The following is a 21573-nucleotide window of genomic DNA, read 5'->3' on the forward strand; positions in this document are numbered from 1 at the left end:
GAATGAAAATAGATAAAGTAAAAACCGCCTTTAAAATTGCTGATGTGGAATTTGTAGAGGGTAGCACAAGGCTTAATTTTAACTATCTCAAAGATTTAAAAGATGAGAATGGTAACCCTCTACCCCAAAAGATTCTTACTCAAAATAAGAACATCAAAGGACTTTTTGAGCTTAAAAATGTAGAAAATGCTTATATTTCTTACAAACTGATTGAGCAATGTTGTGTGGAGGATTATTTGAGCGTGGAGAAGGGTAAATACCCTGAATGGAATGTGCAAGAGCAAGGAATGGACTGGCCAATTGATATTAAAAATGAACATGCAGAAATTCTAAAAAACAGCTCTACAAGAGAAAAAATCATCAAAAGAAAAGAAATAAAAAGATAATGAGTGAGATACTAGACTACCGCAGATTTATGCAAATACCCAAAATTCAAAACTTAATATGGTGGGAGTAGAGAATGGAGTTATTTTTATTTATTTTTTACTTGATATATATCGCAATGGCACTAACGCCACTTGTAGTAATATTCATATTGCAAAATAGAGATATACAAATATTTATTTATAAAAATATTGTTTTTAATAATCTCATTGTGACTTTGTGTATAATCGTTCTTGCTTTATTGTTATCTCATCTTTATATCTATTGTGTGAAAAAATATTATCAAAATACCCAAAGTGAGCTAATGGAATGCAGTGAGATTGAAATTGCAGAACCTAAATATATTCCTATTTACATTGCCTATTTTGTAATTGCTGTGAGTATTAATAATTTAGTAATTTTTAGTGTTGTACTTATTTTAATTTATCTTTTAATTTTAAAGGGTAAGTTTTCATATTTTAACCCTTATCTTTTATTTTCTGGCTATCACTTTTATGAAGTATCTGTGGATATTAATAGGGAAAAATATGCCAAATATAAATTGTTTTTAATATCTAAACAAAAAATAAAGGAAATGAAGTCACATAATAATCTTATAAGATTGAATGATTTTACTTTTCTAGATAAAGGAGATAGAAATGGCTAAAGTGAATGTTTATGGAAAAGCAGGAAATAATTTTTACAAGGTTACAGAACATTCTCTTGATGGTGTTTGGGACTATAAACTTGAGGGGTATGATGAAATTGATTTTGTAGAACAAGGAGGGGGAAATTATGTGCTAGGTGAAAATGAAATATTTTTCATAAAAACTAAAGATGAATATATAGGAGAGTATCTTGATAGAATGAAACACACAGATAATTGTAATTCCATAACTAAGAATGCTTTAAAAAAGGTAGAAACTTTATATGTTTTTGAAAAAATAAAAGATAAATTTCATCTCTACATTCAACGAATAATGCCTTCAGCTAGAGTCGAGAAAACTTATTTATCATTTAACCCAGATATTAAATTTGCTCATATTGAGACGAATAAAATCAATATACCTATTTGTAATCACACGCATCTTTATTGGAATCAAGAAGAGCAGAAAATATATTTTGCAAAATTTAGCGATTTAGAGCTGGTATTCCCTAGTTTTTCTAAATATTACAGAGAAGCAACAGAAAAAGATATACAGCTTTTTAAAAATAATGAAAAATATCCATTTTTAAAAGTTCAAATTTCAGATATTGAATCTTTATCAAAAAGAAAACTTAAAACAATTGCAATGATTGTTGATGAATTAGAAAAAGTAAAAAATAAATTTGAAGAATATAAAAACTATGCCCTTAAATATAAGCAGGATTTTATTAAAGGTGATAAATTTGAGATTAATAATGCTAAAGATATAGACCATTTAGCTGATATAGTTTTTAGAAAAATTTATACTACCGAAGCGGGCGATGAAGAAATAAGGGTTGCTAACTCATATAAAACAATCCCAAACAAGTGAAATCCTATGCCAAATCTCCTCCTCTACACCACACAAGATAAAAGGTCAAGGTTGAACTTTATGAGCTTGGCAAGAGTGTGTATCTCAATCAAGATTCTATGGCAAAACTTTTTCTAAAGAAACTTCATTTTGAATCCTTAAAACAAAATGTAAGCTTGCATAGAAATATTTAAAATCGGGGATTTGTTTGAAATCTCAACAACAAAAAAGAAATTTAATGCTAATGAAATAAAATTTGGTGGTTCTTATCCTTATGTTGCAAGAGGGGATAAAAATAATGGAATTCGTGGTTATATTGATGAGGATATGCAATTTTTAAATTCAGCACATACGATAAGCTTTGGACAAGATACCGCAACAATGTTTTATCAAAATAAGCCATATTTTACAGGGGATAAAATCAAAGTTATGTCTTTAAAAAATGGAAATCTTAACAGAGTAAATGCGAGTTTTTTAATTGCTGTGATGAGAAAATCATTTTTAGGCTTTAGCTAGGGAAGCAGTTCTTTTAATGTTGATGTTTTAAAAAATGTAACAATCCCCCTCCCTGTGTATGATTGTCAAACTAAAAATACAGATTCCACCTTTTTAAATCCTTGTCAAACTGAGTCGAGTCTTTGCCATTCTAAGTTAAATTCTTATCATTCTGAGCAAAGCGAAGAATCTCTTAAAAATTCTAATAGAGATATTTTGCTACCGCTCAATAGGACAAGCGATAAGGACAAAGACTATAAAATCGCCTTTGATTTTATGGAAAACTTTATCAAAGCCTTAGAAAAAGAAAGCATAAAAGATGTGGTGTTGTGGGGTGAGAAAAAACTAAAGGCATATAGGGCTTATGTGAAAAGTTAAGTTTCAAGGCTTGTAAAATTTGTGGATTTTATGCTTAAAAGCGTTGAGTTTTATAAAAACCCTTGCAACTCTCCCCAAGTAAAACGCGCTAACATATATGCAATCCCAAACATTACAAGGGCGGTAATGCTATTTAGGATTACCCAAGATTTTGGATTTTTAAAAAGCACACTTGCTTTATGTGCAGCAAATCCAAGGCAGAAAAACCAAAGGCAAGATGCGCTAATGATTCCGCCGCTTAAAAAGAATTTTTCATTTGTGCTAAATGGCAGAGCAATTGCGCCTAAGATTAGAATCGTATCTAAATACACATGCGGATTTATGAGCGTGATTGCAAGTGTTTGGATAATGGTTTTTGTAAGGCTTGTTTTATGTCCTTGTGTATTAAATTCTAAACGTTCTTTTGCCCTAAGGGCAGAGCATAAAGAGAGGATTCCATAGCTTAGCACAAAAAGCGTCCCAGCAATACCAAGTAAAATGGTAAAAATTTTGTTTTTAGCAAGAAATTCTCCGATTCCAAAAATTCCAATATTTACAAGAACGATATCACAAGCAATACAACTTGCACATACAAAAAAGATATGATTTTTTAAGATTCCTTGTTTGATTACAAACATATTTTGCGCACCGATACTTGCAAATAGTGAGAGTGCAATAAGTAGCCCTTGTAGATAAATCTCCACTAGCATTTAGAACTGCTCATAGAGAAGTTTAGCTGCCATTAGAAAAGAGACTGCAACAACAAGGGGCTTGACAATACGGATTCCATAGAGGATTGCCGCCCTAGAACCGAGATTTGCACCGATAAACTGCCCAAGTGCCATAAGTAGCCCAACACCCCAAAGCATGTGTCCGCCTATGGCAAAAAAGATTAAGGAAGCAAGATTTGTTGAGAAGTTATAAAGTTTTGCTTGTCCTAAGCTTTGCATAACTCCAAAACCCCCGATGATAATTAACCCAAGCATAAAAAATGAGCCCGTCCCAGGACCAAAAAAACCATCATAAAAGCCAACAAGTGCTATTGCAAGACTTAGATATGCGCGGTTTAGCTTTTTTGTTTTTTCCATCTCTTTAATATTAGGTGAAAATAAAAAATACAATCCAAAAATTAGCACTAAAAAAGGTAGAATCTTAGAGAGAAATTCCACTTGTATAAACTGCACACTAATTGTTCCTACTGCGGCAAAAATAAAGGAGATAATTGCAAAGGGAATGCTAGATTTTAAGTTGATATAGCCTTTTTTGTAAAATTGTAAAGTTGCAGAAAAACTTCCAAAAGAGCTTTGGAGCTTGTTTGTCGCTAAGGCTTGTAAGGGAGAGATTCCAGCAAGCAAGAGCGCAGGGATTGTTATCATTCCTCCACCTCCAGCAATTGAGTCTATGAAGCCTGCTACAAATGCTGCAAAGAAGAGAAATAAAAGCATATATATATCTAAATTAGCGATAAATTCTTGCATTAGGATTCCTAAAATAAAAGTGCTATTATAATGCAATTTCTAAAAAATATCGCACATAGATTCTCCATTATGCAAACGCGCAGTTTTGGAATATTGGCACTCTAGTGTGGAATTTTTAAGTTTAAAATACGCCTTAGCACCATAGTAGTTAATCATAAAGCCATCTTTTTGTTTGCTAAAATGGCAGTCCTTAGAAGTGAAGTCTAAATGGTCATATAAGGAATCCCAATTGATTTTTTGCTTTGCGTTTAGTTGTGCTTTTAAATCTAAGCGGAGGTTTAGGGTTTGGAGTTGGAGTTTCTTTACACATGCACTTTTGGTGTAATTGCTAAATTGTGGAATCCCAAAGCTTAAAAGGATTCCAATTAGCAAGAGTGTTAGGATAACTTCTAAAAGCGTGAAAGCCTGATGCATTAAAATACAATAGAGTTGCTAAGAAGTGGAATCTTAAGCGTAGAATTTAAGCCAATGCTCTCCACAAGTTTCGCGCAAGTATCGCCATTTGCATTTGGACTTGTTTGTGTGGAGAATTCTAGAAATTGCGCAGCATTTGGCGCACTAGCTAGCGCATTATTTGTATCAAGCAATCTTACGCTAATGCAGGGGTTTTGGTTAGAATCTTGTAGTTTGCTAGTGATGGCGTAGGCATTTAGATTCCAATTTGCACTACTTAACGTGATAGCAGTTAAGAAAGTCCCTTGCCCTTGTGCTAGAAAATATGCGGGAAAGGCAGTTTTTAACGTGTTTATATCACTTTTGAGTGCGACGAATTTCGCGTCATCACGGCTTGCAGAGATTTTTGGAATCGCAACAGCAGCTAAAATGCCTAAAATTACTAAAATAAACACAAGCTCAAGCATTGTAAAAGCCTTTTTGGTTTGCATTTTACTCCTTTATTTACGATTTCACTTTTAATTTTGAATGTAAAGATTCTAACAACTTTGACTCAAATGTGTAAAGGTCTAGTGGAATCTTTTGGAACTTTTGTAGAGATGCTTAAGGGTTTATAGCATTTTACTTGTGGCATAAAGTGCTGCGGTTTCGCTACGCAAAATGTTGCAATTTGGAGCACTAAAGCTTTGTTGTGTGTTTAGCAGTTCGCGCTCTTTTTGACTAAAACCACCTTCTGCGCCGATTAAAAAAGGAATCTCTAAATGCGTTTCTAAGGGTTTTGCGCCAAAATCCATCACTGCAATTTTTGGGTATTTTTGTAACACTTCTGTAAGATTATTTAGTAATTCCATTTTTAAACGCGTGAGGCGTCCGCACTGCTCACAAGAGTTTTCTAAAATACGATTTAAACGTTTGTTATCCAGTTTGAAATGTTTTTGTGAAAAATCCGCATAAAAAAATGTAATGCGCTCTAAATTGAGCTCATTTAAAAAAGGGAGTGTTTTTTCAATGTTTTTAGGGTCAATCATCGCCCAAATCAAATGTCCTTTTGGTGCTTTGGATTCCACATTGTACGTAGTTTTTAGTTGCAAAGTTGCAGATTTTTTACTAAGTTTGATAATTGCATAAACATAGGCGTTTGTATCTTCTAAATTACACAGCATTAAGGAATCTAATTTGCGTGTTCTGCGGGAGCGAAAAAGGTGATTATAAGTCTCTCCATCTAGTGTAATTGTAGATTCTCCAGCACATTTGTGATAAGTAAATTGCATTTTAGCGCACCATAAAGAGTAAAAGTAACACAAAGGTGCAAAAATCTAAGCTATATTTGATTTTTGCAAAGAGGAAAAATTTCTCACGTTTTGTAAAATCTGCTTCCATACGGATTTGTTTTTGAAATTTATGACGTTTAATTTCAGCAACTAAAACTACAATCCAAAGTGTAAGCATTAGGATAATTTTAAACGTAAAAACAAAGCCTAGCATTGCCCAAATCACGAATCCGCTAAATGCAGAAGCACTAAGGAGCGTGTAATACGCAGGTGCGCAGACTGCTAATGTGCGAAGTTTTTTTGTGTGTGAAAGGTTTGCAAAAAGTGCGTAAAGATTCCAAAGTGGTGGTAAAAGTAAAGGAATAGAAAGTGATAAATGGACAAAGATAAGTTCAGAGCCGATAAATTCCATAAAATATTGCTTTAAGTTTTTTAGAATTGTAACAACAAAAGCTTACTTTGTAAAGGTTGTATTAGTGGAGTTTTGGTAGCGGGGGGCGGATTTGAACCACCGACCTTTGGGTTATGAGCCCAACGAGCTACCGGGCTGCTCTACCCCGCGATAACTAATTAAAAAACGAAACCGCTAAATTTTTTGTAGTTTAAGAAGTGGCTGGGGTACAAGGATTCGAACCTCGGAATGCCTGGACCAAAACCAGGTGCCTTACCGCTTGGCGATACCCCAATGTTTTTAAAGGTGGGATTATAATCTTATTTTTCTTATTTGTCAATAGCTATTAAGATTTGGTTTAGTAGGCGTTGTGTTATAATGCTAGATTTGTAAGAAAATTTTTAAGGTTTTATATGGAGAATGAAGCAATTGTCCGTGTTGAAGTCGCAATTAAGGCGATTCAAAATGGTGAGATGATAATTGTTATGGACGATGAGGATAGGGAGAATGAGGGCGATTTGGTGTTAGCAGGAATCTTTAGCACTCCAGAGAAAATAAATTTTATGGCGCAAGAGGCGCGTGGGTTAATTTGTGTGTCCATTCCTAAAGATATTGCACAAGCACTTGACTTGCCTCCAATGGTAAGTAAAAACAGCTCTAATCATGAGACGGCTTTCACGGTTTCTATTGACGCAAAAGAAGCAAAAACAGGAATCTCTGCATATGAGAGAGATTTGACAATCCAGCTTATGTGTAAAGCAAGCACGAAGCCAGAGGATTTTGTGCGACCAGGACACATTTTTCCACTTATTGCCAAAGAAGGCGGTGTGCTAGAGCGCACAGGGCATACGGAAGCAAGTGTAGATATTTGTCGTTTAGCAGGACTTAAACCTATTAGCGTGATTTGCGAGATTATGAAAGAAGATGGATTAATGGCAAAGAGGGGGGATAAATTTTTAAGTGAATTTGCAAAAAAACATCATTTAAAAATTTTATATGTTTCAGATTTGATTGAATACCGGTTGCAGTTTGAACAACTTATTAAAGTAGTAAGTAAAAATTCTTGTAAATTTTTAGGCGCAGATTCCATAAAAATGCAATTTAAAGATCATTTAGGTAGAGAGCATTTTGTCTTTGCTTTTGGTGCGCCTAAGATTCCATTTGTGAAATTTCATAGCATTCGTGAAGATTTGGAGTTGTTAGAAAATGAAAGCCTCTTTAGCGCATTAATGGATTCCATAGCACAGCTAAAGGCAGAGGGAGGTTATCTAATATTTTTGCGCACGCAAAATAATAAAGATATTAAGGGCTTAGGGATTGGTGCGCAAATTTTAAAAGAACTCGGTGTGAAAGATTTTAAATTGTTAAGTAGCTCTAAGATTAATGAGCTAGAGTATGGCACTCTAAGTGGCTTTAATCTTAAGATTTTAGAGTGCGTAGAGATTTAAAATAGAATCCAAAACACTTGAATAAAACCATATAAGATACCGCTTGATAAGTGTAATCTTTAATATCTTTGCTTGTGCTTTTGTTGTAACGGAATCTATGCATACTTTTATGTTAGGATTTAGTTATAAAATTTATTTTAGCTAATGAATGAAAAACTTGCATAAGGAGTGATGACGTAAAATTCAAGGCAAAAAGCAACCTCTTTTTAAAGCAATTTTATGGAGTTGTAGTTGTATGTGTTTTTAGGATATTTGACCAAATTATTTTATGAAGCAAAATATACTTCTGATAGTGCTTTAATGCGTTTAAAAATCATATCAAAATTTACACCATACGCACGCGCATCGCCAATGGTTGTAAGAAAGTTTGTATCGCCAATGTAACGAGGCACAAGATGTAAATGCAGATGTTCTGGGATTCCAGCTCCACCAGCGCGTTCAATATTCATTCCCATATTTATGCCACTTGCGCCAAATTCTTTTAAAAGTGCTACTCCTTTTTGTGCGAATGTTTGTAAGCGCAGCCAAGTCTCTAAATCAAGTAGCTCTGGAGAGTGCGTGTGTGTGTGGGGAATGATTAGAAAATGTCCGGGCGTGTAGGGGAATTTATTCATTACACAAAAAATCTTAGAATCCCTATAAAAGACGTGGTTTGAAGTATCGCTTAGGAGAAAATCTTCTTTTGTGTTTGTGTGTAAATTTACCCCTTTAGAAATCGCACAAAACACGCATGTGTCTTTCTTGGAATTAAAGTATTCACTGCGCCATGGTGCATACAAATAATCCATTTTCTTTCCTAAATATAGCTTGGAGCATCGTTTGCAAACAAAATCAAATCCCCACTACTCGTTGTGGATTTTAGTATATGTTCAATATTTGTTTTATCTTTTAGGAGAATCTTTTGTGCATTGTAAATATTTGAGCGCAAGATATTTGCGTTAAGTTCTCCTGTGATAATGGCTAAATCAAAGACTGTATCAATTGCCCTTGCGAGTTTAATGTTTGCCTCCTTAGAACTCTCTATGAGTCCCGGAGTTACGATAATCTTCTTGCCATTATGCAAGGAAGAAAGGCGGATTGCCTCAAGCATTCCATCAAGGTTTCCATTATAGCTATCATCTAGGATAATCTTACCATTAACGACAATTTTGCTTAGGCGGTGATTGATAGGTTCTAGTTTTTGGGCTTGTTTAATTAAACGTTCATTGCTAATTCCAAGGTCGCTTCCCACAGCAATCGCAGCACTAATGTTAATTACATTAAAAGCCCCTAAAATACGTGTTTGGAAGTTTAGCTTCTCGCCCTTAACCTTAAGTGAGAAATTCGTCCCTTGTAGTGTAGCTTCCACATCGCTTGGATCTTGTGGGAAGTTGATGATTTTTGTTGGAGGGTTTGTAGGTTGGATATTGTCCTTATAGATATAAGCCACGCTTAGACGCTTACTCTCTAAAATCTCGTATTTTGTGCGGTAGATATTTTCAATGCTTTTAAAATATTCAATGTGCGCCTCGCCGATTTTTCCAACAACAGCAATTTGTGGCGCAATAAGATCTACAATTTCCTTAATATTCCCAACATCTCTAGCTCCAGCTTCTACAATGTAAATATCTGTTAGGGGTGAGAGGTTTTGATTAATATCTGCAATGATTCCAGTTAGAGTATTTACGCTACGTGGGGTGGAATAAACTTTGAAGCTTTCTTGTAGGATTTGGGCGAGATAGTTTTTAAGACTAGTTTTACCATAGCTTCCTGTAACTGCAATAATTGTAAGATTTGGAAGGTTTTCTAGCTTATCTTGGGCAAGTTTTTTATAGCGATTTAATAGAATCTTTTCTATTAAAGAGGAGATGAAAATCGAGATAAACAGAGGCAAGAGGTAAATACACTGAATCATGGGTGAATACCCATTTACACCTAAGAGTAAAAGCTCATTAAAAACAATAAAAACAATATAGAGTCCAAAAAAGCGTAATATTCTACTTGTTAGAATGAGTTTTTTGCTAAGATTAAAAATCCAAATCCCAAGTCCTAGAAAATAAAGACAAAGCCCAGCATAAAAATAAACACTATTGGGAATAAAAATAAAATAGAGAATTGGTAGAGCGAAGTAGAACAAATGCCAACGTTGCTTGTGGTGCTTAAAAAGAACACGTGTAATTTTGTAGTGATACCATTGGAGATTGACTATGGCGTAGTAGCCAAGAGCTACAAGAAAAATCCAACGCGTCGCTATTATGAAAATATCAGTATCTTGCAAAAAGGAATCCTTAAATAGAAAAATTGCGAAATTTTAACAGAAAATCATTTAAATTATAAATTTATATAAAATTGACGCTCAATTTCTTTTGCTTGTTTTAGAAAAAAGAAATGGTCTCCCTCTAAGGGAAAAAATTTGGAATCATAAATGAGTGTGTGGATACGTTCCCCAGAGCTTAAAGGTGTGGCAAGATCTTCTTTGCCCCAAAAGATATAGCAAGGGTTTTTAAAGTTTTTAAAAATGCTTGAAAAGTCTTCATCCACGACATTTTTAAAGGTTTGGTACATAACTTCGTCCATATTTTGCACATCTTTAGAGCGCAAAAGATTCCGCAATAGTTGGTTTTTAGGCAGAACTTTGTTTAAAAGTTTTGTTGTGACAATTTTCGCGCGCACTTTTAGGCTTTTTTGTGTTAAGATTCCAGCACTGCTTAGTAAAATTAGTATCTTTGGGTTTAAGAGTGTGGCAACCTTGCCTCCAAAGCTATGTCCTATAATCGTAACTTTTGCAGGTTCTAGTTGTAGAGATTCTAGCATTAAGCGCATAACCTCTGCATAATCTTGTGTATTTAGAGCAAAGGGAGGAGTTTTAGAATTTCCAAAACCCGGCATATCAATATAATAATGTGTAAAATCTCTAAAAAGCGCGTTAAATGCCTGTTGCATAAGATTTTTATTTGCTCCCCAACCATGTAAAATTACAAGGGGTTTTGCTCCATTTTGCGCATTTTGTATTGCATAAGAGATGCTAAACTCTCCTCCCTTGTGAGTTAGAATCTTTTGTGCCACTATTTACCTTTTGCAAATTGAATTTGGTGTAGCAGTGCATAATCTACTTTAATACCATTTGGTTTTGGTAGTGCAAGTAAGAGTGTTTCTAGTGCAGCTCTAAAGTCTTTAAAGAGGTAGTTTGCTAAGCTTCCTGGCACGGGGTTGATTTCATTTAAATAACACACATTATCTTTAAAAAAGAAATCACAGCGGATTAATGCGCCCTCAAAAGCATTTATATAAAGCTTTGTAAAATTCTCTTGCAAGATTTGTTTTAACTCTGCGCTAATCTCGGCTTCCTTAGCATTTCCTGTGCGCGAAAAATCCAAATATTTCTTCTCGAAATCTAAAAATTTATTTTTCTCTGGCTCTTCAATGAAAGAAAAACACATTCCATCTTTGCCTTTGAATCCAGCAAGATTGTATTCCTTGATTCCGTCAATAAAGGGTTCAATCACAACTTTTTCATCATATTCAAAAGCACTATCTAAGGCGTATTGTAAATCTGCTTGTGATTCTGCGATACTAATGCCAAGCGAACTTCCAAGCCGTGCGGGTTTGATAATCACAGGAAATTCTAAATCGCTTAGCAGAGTTTCATTGCGATAAAGCACATGGTGTGTGAGGCTTTTTACACCACGACTTGTAGCAAAGGATTTAACGAATTCCTTGTCATAGCTTAGCACACACGCAGGATTGCGCGGTCCAATGTAAGGGATTCCATAAAAATCTAGCAAGGAAGCCACTATGCCATCTTCGCCATCACCTCCGTGAATTAGATTTAAGATTGTGGGAAAGTTTAGGGGTTTTTCTCCAAAGAGTGTGTGCACATAAAATCCATTTTTTTTGGGGTAGATTTTTGGGGCTTTTTGGTAAGCATTACTGCTAAAAAACTTAGACTGCATCTGTTCTGCCATAATATGGTAGAAGTTATGGTTGGAATCTAAAAAAATAAAATGCTTAACTTCTGGAAGTAGCTTTTTTAGGGCGATTGCACTTACGATACTGATTTCATGTTCGTAGGATTTTCCGCCAAATAAAATACAAAGATTCACGATTTTTTCCTTCAAAATGCAAAATAAAACTTTAAAATCATACCAAAAGTTTGGAGAATTTTAAACACACTAGACAAACTATAAAGTTGGAATCTTAAACGATAATGCGCGGAATGTAGGCGTGTAAATGTGTTAAAATTTCATAAGGGATAGTTTTAAAAGCGTTAGCAAAAGCACGGACATCGTTAAATACGCATACCTTTGGTGTATCACTCTCAACACTAATGCAATCCATACTAGCACGTGGTAGGATTCTATAACCCTCAGCGGTATATAATTCCATTCCCTCCCGTAAGCGAAAAAGTCCATCGCCATAACCGATATCATAAGTAGAAATTGAGCCATTTGTTTTTAATGTGCTAACCCCGCTATAACCGATACTCGCTCCTTTTTCTAACTTTAAAGTAGAAATTTTGTTTGCAAAGAGTGAGGCGATTGGTTTTAGTTTTGGTATCTCTAGAGATCCAGAATTGTAGCCATAAAAAGCAATTCCAATGCGAAATAAATCATCTTGTAATTCTTGTGGCAATGTTGCATTAAAAGCACTTGCGCGCATTGCACCAGAAGAGCTTAAGGAGTGAAACCTAGGGCGTGGAATCTTAAAATGCGCACACAACTTTAGTGCTTCTTTTTTGATTTCCAAAAATTCTATATTTTGTGCATAAAATGCACTGCTTAAATCATCTCCATAACCATTATGCGTAAAGATTCCTTTGAGACGTAAATTGTGTGCTTGAATGATTGTAAGTGCCTCGTGTAGTTGTTCTTTGGTGATTCCATTACGATGCATTCCACTATCTATTTTTAGCTCAATACTTGTGTTAGCGGGATAATCTTGTAAAGATTCCAAACTTGGTACACAAAAAGCGATATGTGGAATATTAAGTGCGGATTTTAAGGCACTTTGATTAGGCAGTGAGTTTGGATAAAGAATGGTAATATTTTTAAAAAGAGGTGCGATGCTTAGAGCTTCTTGGATATTTTTGACAAATGCAGTTTGGATTCCAACTTCTTTTGCCAAAGTCGCAACTTCTGTAATTCCATGTCCATAGGCATTATCTTTTAGCACAATAGCGATTTTTTCAGAGTTTTTAGGGGTTATGGCTTTAGTAATTATCTTATGATTGTAAAAGAAGTTGTTTTTGCTAATTTCTAAATATGGCATAAAAAGCCCCCCAAAATGGGGGTTTTTAGAGTTATTTTACAGGAGGAAGTTTTGAGATATAGTCTGCAACTGCTTCAATATCCGCATCTGTTAGCTTGAAGTTTTTCATATTTGCATACATAATAGCTTTAGCACCTCCATTATCTGCTGTTCCTGCTGCATAACCTTTAAGTTGCTCTACGAGTCTATCTTTTGCCATACCAGCAATTTTAACATCTCCTTTACTTCCTGGTGCTACTCTTTCAGCTTTTGCGCCGTGGCAAGCAATACATTTTTTGTAGATTGCTGCACCATCTGTTGCCATTAAACAGGCACTTGCAAGTGTTAGTCCTAGTAGAATTTTTTTCATACGAAACTCCTTATTTGATTTGTGTCTGTAATAATAACTTTTTAACTTAAAAGAATCATAAAATTTATTTAGATTTAGCCTTAATTTTTAAAAGAAGTTTTAAAATTACCCAAAAAATTTTCTGTTAGCAAAGTGTTGCATTTTTTGGTGTTACAATAAGTATTCTATTTTTAGGAAGGATAAGTTTTGCAGATATTTCGTATTTTTGGGACGACACTTGAGCATAAAGCGCGGATTTTGGTGTTTAATATTGCTTCTGGGCTACTCTCATTAGCCATTGTATCCTTCGTGTATCACTTTGGTTTAAAATATGATTATGATATGCTTTTTATGGAATATAGCCAGTCGCTCGTGGAACTTGAGGAGGTTAGGCATACACTTAATAACTCGCAAAATCTCACACATGGAATCCATAATAAAGAAGAGATTTTGCAAGCAAGGCATAGCATTATTATGCAGTGGAATCACTACAAAGCTTTGCAAGATAGGTTTTTAAATCAAAGTGATTCCACGCATTTTTTACCAAATGTGTATCAATTTTTCGCAAAAGACGATTCTGTATTGCGCAAAAAAATGGAATTGCAAAGTGATTTGGAGAATTTAGATGCTGAAATTGGTACGTATTTGGAATTTTTAAATCCTAAAAAGCCTCAAAATGTGTCTATTCAAGCTTTAAGTGAGGAAGTTAAGCAAAGTATTAATTTGCTAAACCATGAGATTTCTAGAATTGCACATCTAAACTTGCAATTTACAGAAGTCAAAAAAATGCGGAATAATACTTTGCATAGTGCATTACAAAAAATAATATTAGTAATTATGTGTTTAATTATGCTTATTACAATGTTATTAAGTTTTCTTATTTTGCGCAATATAAAAAATCTACATGCAACACTGGAGCAAAAGGTTAAAGAAAAAACTAAAGAATTACAAAATTTAAACAATTCTTTGCAAGAAAATATTGAAAAAGAGGTGCTTGAGAGTCGCAAAAAAGACCAAATTATGTATCAGCAAGCACGTCTTGCAAGTATGGGAGAGATGATAGGAAATATTGCGCATCAATGGCGACAACCACTAAATGCGCTAATGCTGTTGATTCAAACTTTCAAAGTCAAATCTCAAAATGGCAAACTCACACAGGAATTTATAGAAATTCAAGTTGAAGATGGACTAAAGATTGCAAAGAGAATGTCACAGACTATTGAGGATTTTAGAAACTTCTTTAACTCTGCAAGCGATAAAGAACCTTTTAATTTAAGAGAAAATATCTACGATTCTATCTCTTTAGTAGATGCGTTTTTGAAACAAAATGAGATTGAAATCCTCGTAGATTGTGCTGATAATATTATGCTTTGTGGTTATAAGAGTGCTTTTTCTCAGGTGTTATTAAATCTTATTAAAAACTCTGAAGATGTGCTAAAGGTGCGCGAAGTGATGCCGGCAAAAATTAGAATCCTAGCAGAAATCATACAAGAGAGTGAAAATAAAGATAATCCTACAAAAGATTGTGTTAGGATTCTATTTATGGATAATGGTGGTGGAATTAAGCTTGATGATATTCAAAAGATTTTTGAACCTTACTTTACAACAAAGCATAAATCCGTAGGAACAGGAATTGGACTATATATGTCTAAACAAATCATAGAAAAGCAAATGCAAGGAAGTATTGAAGTGCGCAATGTGCGCTATGATGATGCATTTAACATTGTGTGCAATGGCGGAGAGTGTGCGCAGGATTGTAGATTTAAAGATGGCACTTGCGGGGCGCAATTTATCATTACAATTCCACTAGATATACAAAAGGAGGGAGAGTGATTAGCAAAAATGATGAAAAAATTTTAAAACATCTTAAAGTATTGTATGTAGAAGATGAAGAAGATATTTTAAAATTTGCATCAATGGTGCTTGAGGATTATGTAGATAAGCTTTTTATAGCGCGCAATGGCAAGGAAGCTTTGGAGATTTTAAAACAAGAGAACATTGATTTGGTGATAACAGATATTTTAATGCCAAAATTAAATGGAATCTATTTAATCCGCGAAATCCGTAAAAATCCGCTTTTAGAAGTTGCAATTATTGTTGTAACCGCGCATACAGAAACGCGCTATTTATTAGATTGTATTGAGTTGCGTGTTGATGGCTATATATTAAAACCTATTGATATAGAAGAGCTTTTAAAAACGATTCTGCGCTCTGTTTTGCCGAAGTTTCAAGCTAGCGAAATAAGATTGCAAAATGTGTTATTAAATGCCATTTCTATTTTTGTAGGTGGCAAGAAAATAGAAATTATTAGATATTTGATTGAGCATAGCGATAATGAAAATATTTTCTATGGTTCTTATGAGGATATTGTTCAAGAAGTGGGTGTGAGTAAGCCTACGGTTGTAAAAACCTTTCGTCAGCTCATTGATACAGGATTACTTGTGCGCTTAAAAAATAAAATCTACAAATTTCAATCTAATATTGCGCAGTATAAAGAGTGATGAACGCAATTTAGATTCTGCACTTAACTCAGATTTAGGCTTACTTGGTGTAAAATTGCGCTTTTAACTCTAGGATGGGATATGGAACAACAAGCATTAGCCTTAAAATACCGCCCAATGGACTTTGATGAGCTTGTCGGTCAAGAGGCGGTTAGTCGCACACTCTCTTTAGCGTTAGATAGTAAGCGTTTATCGCATGCATATTTATTCTCTGGATTGCGTGGGAGTGGAAAAACTTCTAGTGCTAGGATTTTTGCACGTGCATTGCAATGCAATAGCGGTCCTTGCTCTAAGCCTTGTGGAGCTTGCCCAAACTGCTTAGCTGCAAATCCACACAAAATGAGCCATATTGATATTATGGAGCTTGATGGTGCTTCTAATCGTAAAATTGATGACATTAGGGATTTGATTGAGCAGACAAAATACCATCCTAATATGGGACGTTTTAAGATTTTTATTATTGATGAAGTGCATATGCTAACAAGGGAAGCTTTTAACGCATTATTAAAGACACTAGAAGAGCCACCAGAGTATGTGAAATTTATTTTAGCAACAACAGATCCCCTAAAACTGCCCGCTACAATCCTGAGTCGCACCCAACACTTTCGCTTTAAACGTATCTCTGATAAACATATTTTTGAGCATTTAAAAAAGATTTTAAAAAATGAACAGATTCCTTATCAAGAAGAAGCACTTAAAATGCTTATAAGAAGCGGAGCGGGTTCTTTACGTGATACCCTTACATTGCTTGATCAAGCCATTATTTATTCAAATTACAATGTTACTTCTGAAGTGTGTGCAAATATGCTAGGACTTATTAATGTAGAGAGTTTAAATACACTTTTTGAGTGTGTTTTTGCACAAGATAGAGAAGCATTGCTTAACGTGCTTGAAGGCTTTTTTGAGTATGAATGCGGAATACTCTTAGATGAGATGAGCATTTTCTTAAAAGATAGGCTTTTACAGGGCGATGATATGCGCTATTCTAGTTTGCTTGTGGATCGTTTTTTTAGAATTATCACACAGGCTAAGGAATTATTGTTTTTAGGTTCGGAGAGTGAGTTTGTTTTAACACTAAGCGCATTTAAAATGCTAGAGGCTCTAAAGGTTGAAAGTATTGAGATTGCAATTGAGCATTTAGAGAGAGATTTTTTTGAGAGTCCGCTAAAACCGCAAATATGGGCAGACACAGGGGCGCAGAATGTGAAATCTAAAATAGATTCTCAAGAGGAGAAAATAGAAACACCAAGACTAGAAGCCTTAGAAATTAGGGAGCAAAATACAGAACTAGAAGCTCAAGCGATTCTAGCTAGGGAATCTAAGACACTGCAATCCCAAGTTATAGAAACTCCAAAAGAAGTGTCTAAAAATGCAAAATGCAAAACAACAGAATCCAAAAGTGCGCAAGATTCTGCCCAAGAGCACGCAAAAGCCCTTTTTGAACTTTTAAAACAAAAGATTTCTGCACATAATTATGATTTGGGCGAGATTTTTACTAAAGATGTGCGTTTTGTTAGCTTTCAAGATTCTGTGCTAACTTGGGAAACACTGTCTGCAGATAAGGGCAGAGAGCGTTTAATTAAGGCTTATAGTATTATTAAAGGCTATGTATTAGAAGTTTTTGGAATGCAAACACAAATTAAAAATATTAGCAATCCACATGAAGTGCAAAATGCAGAATCCAAAATTTTAGATTCCAAAGGCGCACAAGATTCTATATCTCAAACGCAAGAAAATGTGCAAACAAATACACAGCTAAATTTGCAAGATTCCGCTACTCTTTCTTCACAAGAGCAAGTTCAAAGGGAAGTTACACAAGCTTTGCAAACACCACTTTTGCAAAGTGCGCAAGAATTATTAGATATTAAGCAAATTAAAGTGCGTGCAATTCCTATGGATTCCGTGGGATCTCATTAAGGCACACAATGGAACTTATCTTGTCGCAAAATGAGATTCCGCAATTATTAGAGATTTTAGATTTGCCCAAACGTCGTGGAATCTATTTGCTAAGCGGGACTTTAGCAAGTGGAAAGACAACACTTATTCAAGCAATGGTAAAAACACTAGGTATAGAGGCAAATGTTACTTCTCCAACTTATCTAACCGCCCTAGAATATGGACATGGAGTATATCATTATGATATTTACCAAAAGGACTTAAATGCGCTTTTTGCATTGGGATTTTTAGAAGAAATTGAAAAAGAAGGCTGGCATTTTATAGAATGGGGTGATGAAAATTTAGCTAAAATTCTAAAAGGAATTGGCTTATCCTTTTGTCGCATTGTAATTTCGCTACAAGGACAAAAGCGTAAATATACCATAGAGGAATATTGATGCACACATTAGAAGCGAAACATTTGAGTAAAACCATTAAAAAAACACAGGTTATTAGGGATATTTCCATTCGCGTGCAAAGTGGTGAAGTTGTGGGACTTTTGGGTCCAAATGGTGCAGGAAAAACGACGACTTTTTATATCATCTGTGGGCTTCTTAATGCAAGTGGAGGAAGTGTTAGCTTTGATAGTAAGGATATTACAAAACTTAGTTTGCATAAACGCGCACAGCTTGGGATTGGATATTTACCGCAAGAATCTAGCGTGTTTAAGGATTTAAGCGTGGAAGAGAATTTGCGCATTGCTGCTGAAGTGTGCTTTGAGGGAGAGAAAGCACAAGAGAGACGCATTGAAGAGTTATTAGAAGAATTTAATATTGAGCCAATTCGCAGTCGTAAGGGGGTAAATTTAAGTGGAGGAGAGAGACGTAGGGTAGAGATTGCACGCGCATTAGTGAAAAGACCAAAATTTATTTTGCTTGATGAGCCTTTTGCTGGTGTAGATCCTATTGCGGTGCTTGATATTCAAAGTATTATTAAAAAATTATTAGGCTTTGGCATTGGTGTGTTGATTACCGACCATAATGTGCGAGAAACACTTAGTGTGTGTGATAGGGCATATGTTATCAACAAAGGCACTTTGCTTGCAAGTGGCGACGCAAAGGCAATTTATCAAAATGAGCTTGTGCGCAGACATTATTTAGGTGAACATTTTAAAGCATGAAACTCCGCACACAAACTTCTGCAACCTTAAAAGCAAAACTCTCTTCAACACTGAAAAGTTGGTTGCCGATTTTGCAAAGTGGAATGGGTGAATTAGAAGAAACGCTTAATAGTTTTGGAGTGGAGAATCCTTATTTTGAAGTGAAATCTGGGATTGCAAATTCACTAAGTGCAGAAAGTGCGGCACATAAAAAGCGTCATCAAGAAAGAATACGTGGCGCAAAGGGAGGAAATGTTGAGGGTGATGGAATTGAGCAGTTTTGTATCCAAGAAGAAAGCTTAGAAGAGGTTTTATTGCGTCAAATTGAGCCACCTTTGTTTCCAACAAAAAACTCCCAAGAAATTGCTAAAAAAATCATTGAAAGTCTTGATGATGAAGGCTATTTTGATGGGGATTGTGAAACAATTGCTAATGTGTGCAGTAAAGAGCTAGAGACAAATATAAGTGCTACTGAGGTAGAGAGAATTCGTTTGCGCTTTTCTTATCTTGAACCTCCAGGAATTGGCGCACTTAATGTGATAGAATCTTTTAGATTCCAGCTTGATAATCTTGATGTTCCAAGTGATGTGTATGGGTTGTGTTTGGAGATTTTAGAGGATTTAGAAGGGCATACAAAATTTAAAAAAAATCCTTTGTATCCTAAGGCAATGCGTGCGATTCAAAGTTTTAAAAATCCCCCAGCTCTAGACTTTTTTCAAAAAGAAGTTGCGGTGATTCCAGATATTTTGGTTTTGGAGGATAAAGACGATATTCAAGTGCAAATTAATGATAAATATTATCCTAGTATCCTTATCCAAAAGCAAGAGAAAAATGAGAAAAATAGTGTAAAAGATGCGTTTATTAAGACTAAAATCAAAGAAGCGCGAGATCTTGTAGATGCGCTAGAGATGCGTAAAGCGACTTTGTGTAAGATCGGACTAATGATTGTAAATTATCAATATGAATTTTTTAAAGGCGGTGAGATAAAGCCAATGACCTTAAAGGACTTAGCAGAAGACCTTGATCACTCTCCAAGCACGATTTCTAGGGCGATTTCAAATAAATATTTAGAATGTGGGCGTGGAATCTTTCCGCTTAAAAACTTCTTTGCAACTGCTATTGATGAAGAGACTTCAAATACTGCGATTAAGGATTTTGTAGCAGAACTTATCCGCAATGAAAACAAGCAAAAGCCATTAAGTGATAGCAAGATTTTAAAGCTTGCAACAGAGAAATTTAAAGTTACAATGGTGCGCCGAACTATTGCAAAATATCGTGCACAGCTAAATATTGCAAGCTCAAGTGATCGTAAAAAACTTTATAAAATACAAGTGGAGGATTGAATTTCACATTTGCTTTAGGGACACTTTAGACATGCTTTACACTTTGGGGATAAAATTGCATCATCTTAATTAAGGAGTATTTATGAAAAGTAGAATGTTAGTGGCTGTTTTTCTTGCAGGTGCGTTAAGCATAAGTGCTTTTGGAGCAGATTTTTCTAAAGTGAGTAATGAAAAGCTAATTGAAATGTCTGGAACAGTGGCTCCAAAAGATTATCCTGATTACAAAATGGAAGTGTTTAAGCGCACGCAGGAGATGAAAGTCAAAGATGCGAAAGTTTTTAAAACTAGATTGCACGAGCAAAGGCGAAATGCACTTGAGGCGATGCAATTAAAAGAGCGTCGAGAATATCGTGACGCAATCCGTGCTGAAACACAAAAACGTATTGATTCTATGAGTGTTAAAGAAGCGCGTGAAAAAGGTTTATTAAAAGATTATCATCACCCAAAAAGATATGATAAAGATGGCTATAACAGAGATTGTGCGCCTTGCCCTAGAAAATAGGGCTGTGGAAGATCGTCTATAGAGGCTTGAAGTTTTTTGTTTTTAAGCTTTTAAGAGTTACGGAGATTTGCGTATTCTGAAGGAATCAAGCAGTCCTCCACATTTAGAATCTGTGTGTAGATTTTGTAGTCATAGCCAATTCTAAAGAGTGCATTTATTGCATTTAATTGTGTTTGACTAAGGCTTATGGAATCTTTATTTGCATAGAGGTTGAGGTAGATTTCAAGTTTTTTAGAATCTACGCGAATGAGATTGCGCTCTAGCAACATTTTGGAGAGAAGGAGTTTGTTTTCTAGTGCGACTCTTACTGCCTTTGTTAGCAGTTCCTCACAAGTGATTGCGACACTTAGTGGTAAAGAGCGACGAATACACATTCCGCCTAATGGCAAGGGAAAATCTTGCTTATTTAACTCACTCCAAATATCCCAAATTTCTCTTTCTACTTCCAAATTTTCATCGTATTGTAAAATGGATTCATGGATTAAAACTCCAGCATCTACTTCACCGCTTAAAATAGCATTTTCAATTTCTAAGAAATTTTTATAAACGATTCTAGCATCAGGGTATGCGATTTTAAAAAGCATTGCATTTGTTGTGTGTGCTCCGCTTAATGCAACTTTGAAATTGCGTTTAAGTTTCTTGCCCTTTGTTTTTATGAGTTTTGGACCATAACCATTGCCAAAGCTAACACCAGTTCTTAGCAAACATTGCTCTTTGGAGATTAAAGGATACACACTAAAAGAGATTGCAGAAATATCTAGCGCGCTCTTGAGAGCTTTTTCATTTAGTGTTTGAATATCTAATGCGCAGTTTTGAAAAATAATATCTAGATGGCTTACCCAGCCAAATGCGATAGCATAATACATAAACAAATCATCAGCATCAGGTGAATGTCCAATTTGCAATGTTCTCATGGCTTACTCCTA

The 21573-nt window shown here is 35.0% G+C and carries 26 protein-coding genes and 2 tRNA genes; 13 read left to right on the plus strand and 15 right to left on the minus strand.

Going from position 1 to position 21573, the window contains the following annotated elements; translation table 11 throughout:
* Positions 1-2: 2 nt before the first annotated feature.
* The 5 genes from K4G57_RS03985 (at position 3) to K4G57_RS04005 (ending at position 2732) form a co-directional block, all read left to right on the plus strand.
* On the plus strand, positions 3-386 hold the full coding sequence (locus tag K4G57_RS03985; protein ID WP_221531868.1) for a hypothetical protein: 384 nt from the start codon (positions 3-5) through the stop codon (positions 384-386).
* A gap of 74 nt (positions 387-460) precedes the next feature.
* Positions 461-1030 (plus strand): hypothetical protein, encoded by a 570-nt coding sequence (locus K4G57_RS03990; RefSeq protein WP_221531867.1) that lies wholly within the window; start codon positions 461-463, stop codon positions 1028-1030.
* Positions 1023-1880: a hypothetical protein gene (locus K4G57_RS03995; protein ID WP_221531866.1), complete on the plus strand. Its 858-nt coding sequence runs from the start codon at positions 1023-1025 to the stop codon at positions 1878-1880. The genes K4G57_RS03990 and K4G57_RS03995 overlap by 8 nt, the downstream gene beginning before the upstream one ends.
* A 174-nt stretch (positions 1881-2054) precedes the next feature.
* Complete coding sequence (locus K4G57_RS04000) at positions 2055-2375, plus strand: restriction endonuclease subunit S (protein ID WP_346728170.1); 321 nt, start codon at positions 2055-2057, stop codon at positions 2373-2375.
* Positions 2376-2429: 54 nt separating this feature from the next.
* Positions 2430-2732, plus strand: coding sequence for a hypothetical protein (locus K4G57_RS04005; RefSeq protein WP_221531864.1), 303 nt, complete (start codon positions 2430-2432; stop codon positions 2730-2732).
* A 50-nt stretch (positions 2733-2782) separates the two neighbouring features.
* Here K4G57_RS04005 and K4G57_RS04010 read toward each other — a convergent pair whose 3' ends face one another.
* From K4G57_RS04010 to K4G57_RS04045, 8 genes are all read right to left on the minus strand, one after another.
* Positions 2783-3421: a LysE/ArgO family amino acid transporter gene (locus K4G57_RS04010; protein WP_236033203.1), complete on the minus strand. Its 639-nt coding sequence runs from the start codon at positions 3419-3421 to the stop codon at positions 2783-2785.
* Positions 3422-4189: a TSUP family transporter gene (locus K4G57_RS04015; protein ID WP_221531863.1), complete on the minus strand. Its 768-nt coding sequence runs from the start codon at positions 4187-4189 to the stop codon at positions 3422-3424.
* 39 nt (positions 4190-4228) lie between these two features.
* The gene (locus K4G57_RS04020) at positions 4229-4603 is read right to left on the minus strand and encodes a prepilin-type N-terminal cleavage/methylation domain-containing protein (protein ID WP_221531862.1); all 375 of its coding nucleotides are present in this window, start codon (positions 4601-4603) and stop codon (positions 4229-4231) included.
* Entirely contained in the window at positions 4603-5073 is a 471-nt protein-coding gene (locus K4G57_RS04025; protein WP_221531861.1) for a type II secretion system protein, read from the minus strand. Before K4G57_RS04025 ends, K4G57_RS04020 begins: the two co-directional genes overlap by 1 nt.
* Positions 5074-5193: 120 nt before the next feature.
* Positions 5194-5853, minus strand: coding sequence for a 16S rRNA (uracil(1498)-N(3))-methyltransferase (locus tag K4G57_RS04030; protein WP_221531860.1), 660 nt, complete (start codon positions 5851-5853; stop codon positions 5194-5196).
* 1 nt (position 5854) lies between these two features.
* Positions 5855-6265 (minus strand): hypothetical protein, encoded by a 411-nt coding sequence (locus tag K4G57_RS04035; protein WP_221531859.1) that lies wholly within the window; start codon positions 6263-6265, stop codon positions 5855-5857.
* Between the two features lie 73 nt (positions 6266-6338).
* Positions 6339-6415 (minus strand) — tRNA-Met (locus K4G57_RS04040).
* Positions 6416-6463: 48 nt separating this feature from the next.
* Positions 6464-6538: transfer RNA gene (locus K4G57_RS04045), tRNA-Gln, on the minus strand.
* 119 nt (positions 6539-6657) lie between these two features.
* Here K4G57_RS04045 and K4G57_RS04050 point away from each other — a divergent pair.
* Entirely contained in the window at positions 6658-7692 is a 1035-nt protein-coding gene (locus K4G57_RS04050) for a bifunctional 3,4-dihydroxy-2-butanone 4-phosphate synthase/GTP cyclohydrolase II (RefSeq protein WP_221531858.1), read from the plus strand.
* Between the two features lie 266 nt (positions 7693-7958).
* Here the strand turns inward: K4G57_RS04050 and K4G57_RS04055 are convergent, their stop codons facing one another.
* The 6 genes from K4G57_RS04055 to K4G57_RS04080 form a co-directional block, all read right to left on the minus strand.
* Positions 7959-8480 (minus strand): HIT family protein, encoded by a 522-nt coding sequence (locus K4G57_RS04055; RefSeq protein WP_221531857.1) that lies wholly within the window; start codon positions 8478-8480, stop codon positions 7959-7961.
* 8 nt (positions 8481-8488) lie between these two features.
* Positions 8489-9949 carry a Mur ligase family protein gene (locus K4G57_RS04060; protein ID WP_221531856.1) on the minus strand — a complete coding sequence of 487 codons (1461 nt, stop codon included), beginning with the start codon at positions 9947-9949 and terminating at the stop codon, positions 8489-8491.
* A 53-nt stretch (positions 9950-10002) separates the two neighbouring features.
* Complete coding sequence (locus K4G57_RS04065; RefSeq protein ID WP_221531855.1) at positions 10003-10737, minus strand: alpha/beta fold hydrolase; 735 nt, start codon at positions 10735-10737, stop codon at positions 10003-10005.
* The gene (locus tag K4G57_RS04070; RefSeq protein WP_221531854.1) at positions 10737-11774 is read right to left on the minus strand and encodes a D-alanine--D-alanine ligase; all 1038 of its coding nucleotides are present in this window, start codon (positions 11772-11774) and stop codon (positions 10737-10739) included. Before K4G57_RS04070 ends, K4G57_RS04065 begins: the two co-directional genes overlap by 1 nt.
* A gap of 94 nt (positions 11775-11868) precedes the next feature.
* Complete coding sequence (locus K4G57_RS04075) at positions 11869-12939, minus strand: alanine racemase (RefSeq protein WP_221531853.1); 1071 nt, start codon at positions 12937-12939, stop codon at positions 11869-11871.
* A gap of 31 nt (positions 12940-12970) precedes the next feature.
* Entirely contained in the window at positions 12971-13288 is a 318-nt protein-coding gene (locus K4G57_RS04080) for a c-type cytochrome (RefSeq protein ID WP_221531852.1), read from the minus strand.
* A gap of 186 nt (positions 13289-13474) precedes the next feature.
* Here K4G57_RS04080 and K4G57_RS04085 point away from each other — a divergent pair, with 186 nt between their 5' ends.
* The 7 genes from K4G57_RS04085 to K4G57_RS04115 all read left to right on the plus strand — a co-directional run bounded on the left by K4G57_RS04085 (position 13475) and on the right by K4G57_RS04115 (position 20647).
* Positions 13475-15100 carry a sensor histidine kinase gene (locus K4G57_RS04085; protein WP_221531851.1) on the plus strand — a complete coding sequence of 542 codons (1626 nt, stop codon included), beginning with the start codon at positions 13475-13477 and terminating at the stop codon, positions 15098-15100.
* The gene (locus K4G57_RS04090) at positions 15097-15768 is read left to right on the plus strand and encodes a response regulator (RefSeq protein WP_221531850.1); all 672 of its coding nucleotides are present in this window, start codon (positions 15097-15099) and stop codon (positions 15766-15768) included. Before K4G57_RS04085 ends, K4G57_RS04090 begins: the two co-directional genes overlap by 4 nt.
* A gap of 81 nt (positions 15769-15849) precedes the next feature.
* Entirely contained in the window at positions 15850-17685 is a 1836-nt protein-coding gene (locus tag K4G57_RS04095; protein WP_221531849.1) for a DNA polymerase III subunit gamma/tau, read from the plus strand.
* Between the two features lie 8 nt (positions 17686-17693).
* Positions 17694-18101 carry a tRNA (adenosine(37)-N6)-threonylcarbamoyltransferase complex ATPase subunit type 1 TsaE gene (gene tsaE, locus K4G57_RS04100; RefSeq protein WP_221531848.1) on the plus strand — a complete coding sequence of 136 codons (408 nt, stop codon included), beginning with the start codon at positions 17694-17696 and terminating at the stop codon, positions 18099-18101.
* Positions 18101-18823, plus strand: coding sequence for an LPS export ABC transporter ATP-binding protein (lptB, locus tag K4G57_RS04105; RefSeq protein ID WP_221531847.1), 723 nt, complete (start codon positions 18101-18103; stop codon positions 18821-18823). The genes tsaE and lptB overlap by 1 nt, the downstream gene beginning before the upstream one ends.
* Complete coding sequence (locus K4G57_RS04110) at positions 18820-20145, plus strand: RNA polymerase factor sigma-54 (protein WP_221531846.1); 1326 nt, start codon at positions 18820-18822, stop codon at positions 20143-20145. Before lptB ends, K4G57_RS04110 begins: the two co-directional genes overlap by 4 nt.
* Before the next feature lie 82 nt (positions 20146-20227).
* Complete coding sequence (locus K4G57_RS04115; protein WP_221531845.1) at positions 20228-20647, plus strand: DUF1104 domain-containing protein; 420 nt, start codon at positions 20228-20230, stop codon at positions 20645-20647.
* Between the two features lie 50 nt (positions 20648-20697).
* On the opposite strand, the gene K4G57_RS04120 is transcribed toward K4G57_RS04115, so the two are convergent.
* On the minus strand, positions 20698-21561 hold the full coding sequence (locus K4G57_RS04120) for a menaquinone biosynthesis family protein (protein ID WP_221531844.1): 864 nt from the start codon (positions 21559-21561) through the stop codon (positions 20698-20700).
* Positions 21562-21573: the final 12 nt, after the last annotated feature.

The organism is Helicobacter turcicus, assembly GCF_019711685.1.
Taxonomy (GTDB): domain Bacteria; phylum Campylobacterota; class Campylobacteria; order Campylobacterales; family Helicobacteraceae; genus Helicobacter_D; species Helicobacter_D turcicus.

Coding starts and splice junctions, on each gene's coding strand:
- K4G57_RS04115 (WP_221531845.1), top strand. CDS start 20,228: ATGAAAAGTAGAATGTTAGTGGCTGTTTTTCTTGCAGGTGCGTTAAGC.
- K4G57_RS04020 (WP_221531862.1), bottom strand. CDS start 4,603: ATGCATCAGGCTTTCACGCTTTTAGAAGTTATCCTAACACTCTTGCTA.
- K4G57_RS04110 (WP_221531846.1), top strand. CDS start 18,820: ATGAAACTCCGCACACAAACTTCTGCAACCTTAAAAGCAAAACTCTCT.
- K4G57_RS04120 (WP_221531844.1), bottom strand. CDS start 21,561: ATGAGAACATTGCAAATTGGACATTCACCTGATGCTGATGATTTGTTT.
- K4G57_RS04030 (WP_221531860.1), bottom strand. CDS start 5,853: ATGCAATTTACTTATCACAAATGTGCTGGAGAATCTACAATTACACTA.
- lptB (WP_221531847.1), top strand. CDS start 18,101: ATGCACACATTAGAAGCGAAACATTTGAGTAAAACCATTAAAAAAACA.
- K4G57_RS04095 (WP_221531849.1), top strand. CDS start 15,850: ATGGAACAACAAGCATTAGCCTTAAAATACCGCCCAATGGACTTTGAT.
- K4G57_RS04075 (WP_221531853.1), bottom strand. CDS start 12,939: ATGCCATATTTAGAAATTAGCAAAAACAACTTCTTTTACAATCATAAG.
- K4G57_RS03990 (WP_221531867.1), top strand. CDS start 461: ATGGAGTTATTTTTATTTATTTTTTACTTGATATATATCGCAATGGCA.
- K4G57_RS03995 (WP_221531866.1), top strand. CDS start 1,023: ATGGCTAAAGTGAATGTTTATGGAAAAGCAGGAAATAATTTTTACAAG.
- K4G57_RS04010 (WP_236033203.1), bottom strand. CDS start 3,421: ATGCTAGTGGAGATTTATCTACAAGGGCTACTTATTGCACTCTCACTA.
- K4G57_RS04055 (WP_221531857.1), bottom strand. CDS start 8,480: ATGGATTATTTGTATGCACCATGGCGCAGTGAATACTTTAATTCCAAG.
- tsaE (WP_221531848.1), top strand. CDS start 17,694: ATGGAACTTATCTTGTCGCAAAATGAGATTCCGCAATTATTAGAGATT.
- K4G57_RS04080 (WP_221531852.1), bottom strand. CDS start 13,288: ATGAAAAAAATTCTACTAGGACTAACACTTGCAAGTGCCTGTTTAATG.
- K4G57_RS04015 (WP_221531863.1), bottom strand. CDS start 4,189: ATGCAAGAATTTATCGCTAATTTAGATATATATATGCTTTTATTTCTC.
- K4G57_RS04050 (WP_221531858.1), top strand. CDS start 6,658: ATGGAGAATGAAGCAATTGTCCGTGTTGAAGTCGCAATTAAGGCGATT.
- K4G57_RS04035 (WP_221531859.1), bottom strand. CDS start 6,265: ATGGAATTTATCGGCTCTGAACTTATCTTTGTCCATTTATCACTTTCT.
- K4G57_RS03985 (WP_221531868.1), top strand. CDS start 3: ATGAAAATAGATAAAGTAAAAACCGCCTTTAAAATTGCTGATGTGGAA.
- K4G57_RS04025 (WP_221531861.1), bottom strand. CDS start 5,073: ATGCAAACCAAAAAGGCTTTTACAATGCTTGAGCTTGTGTTTATTTTA.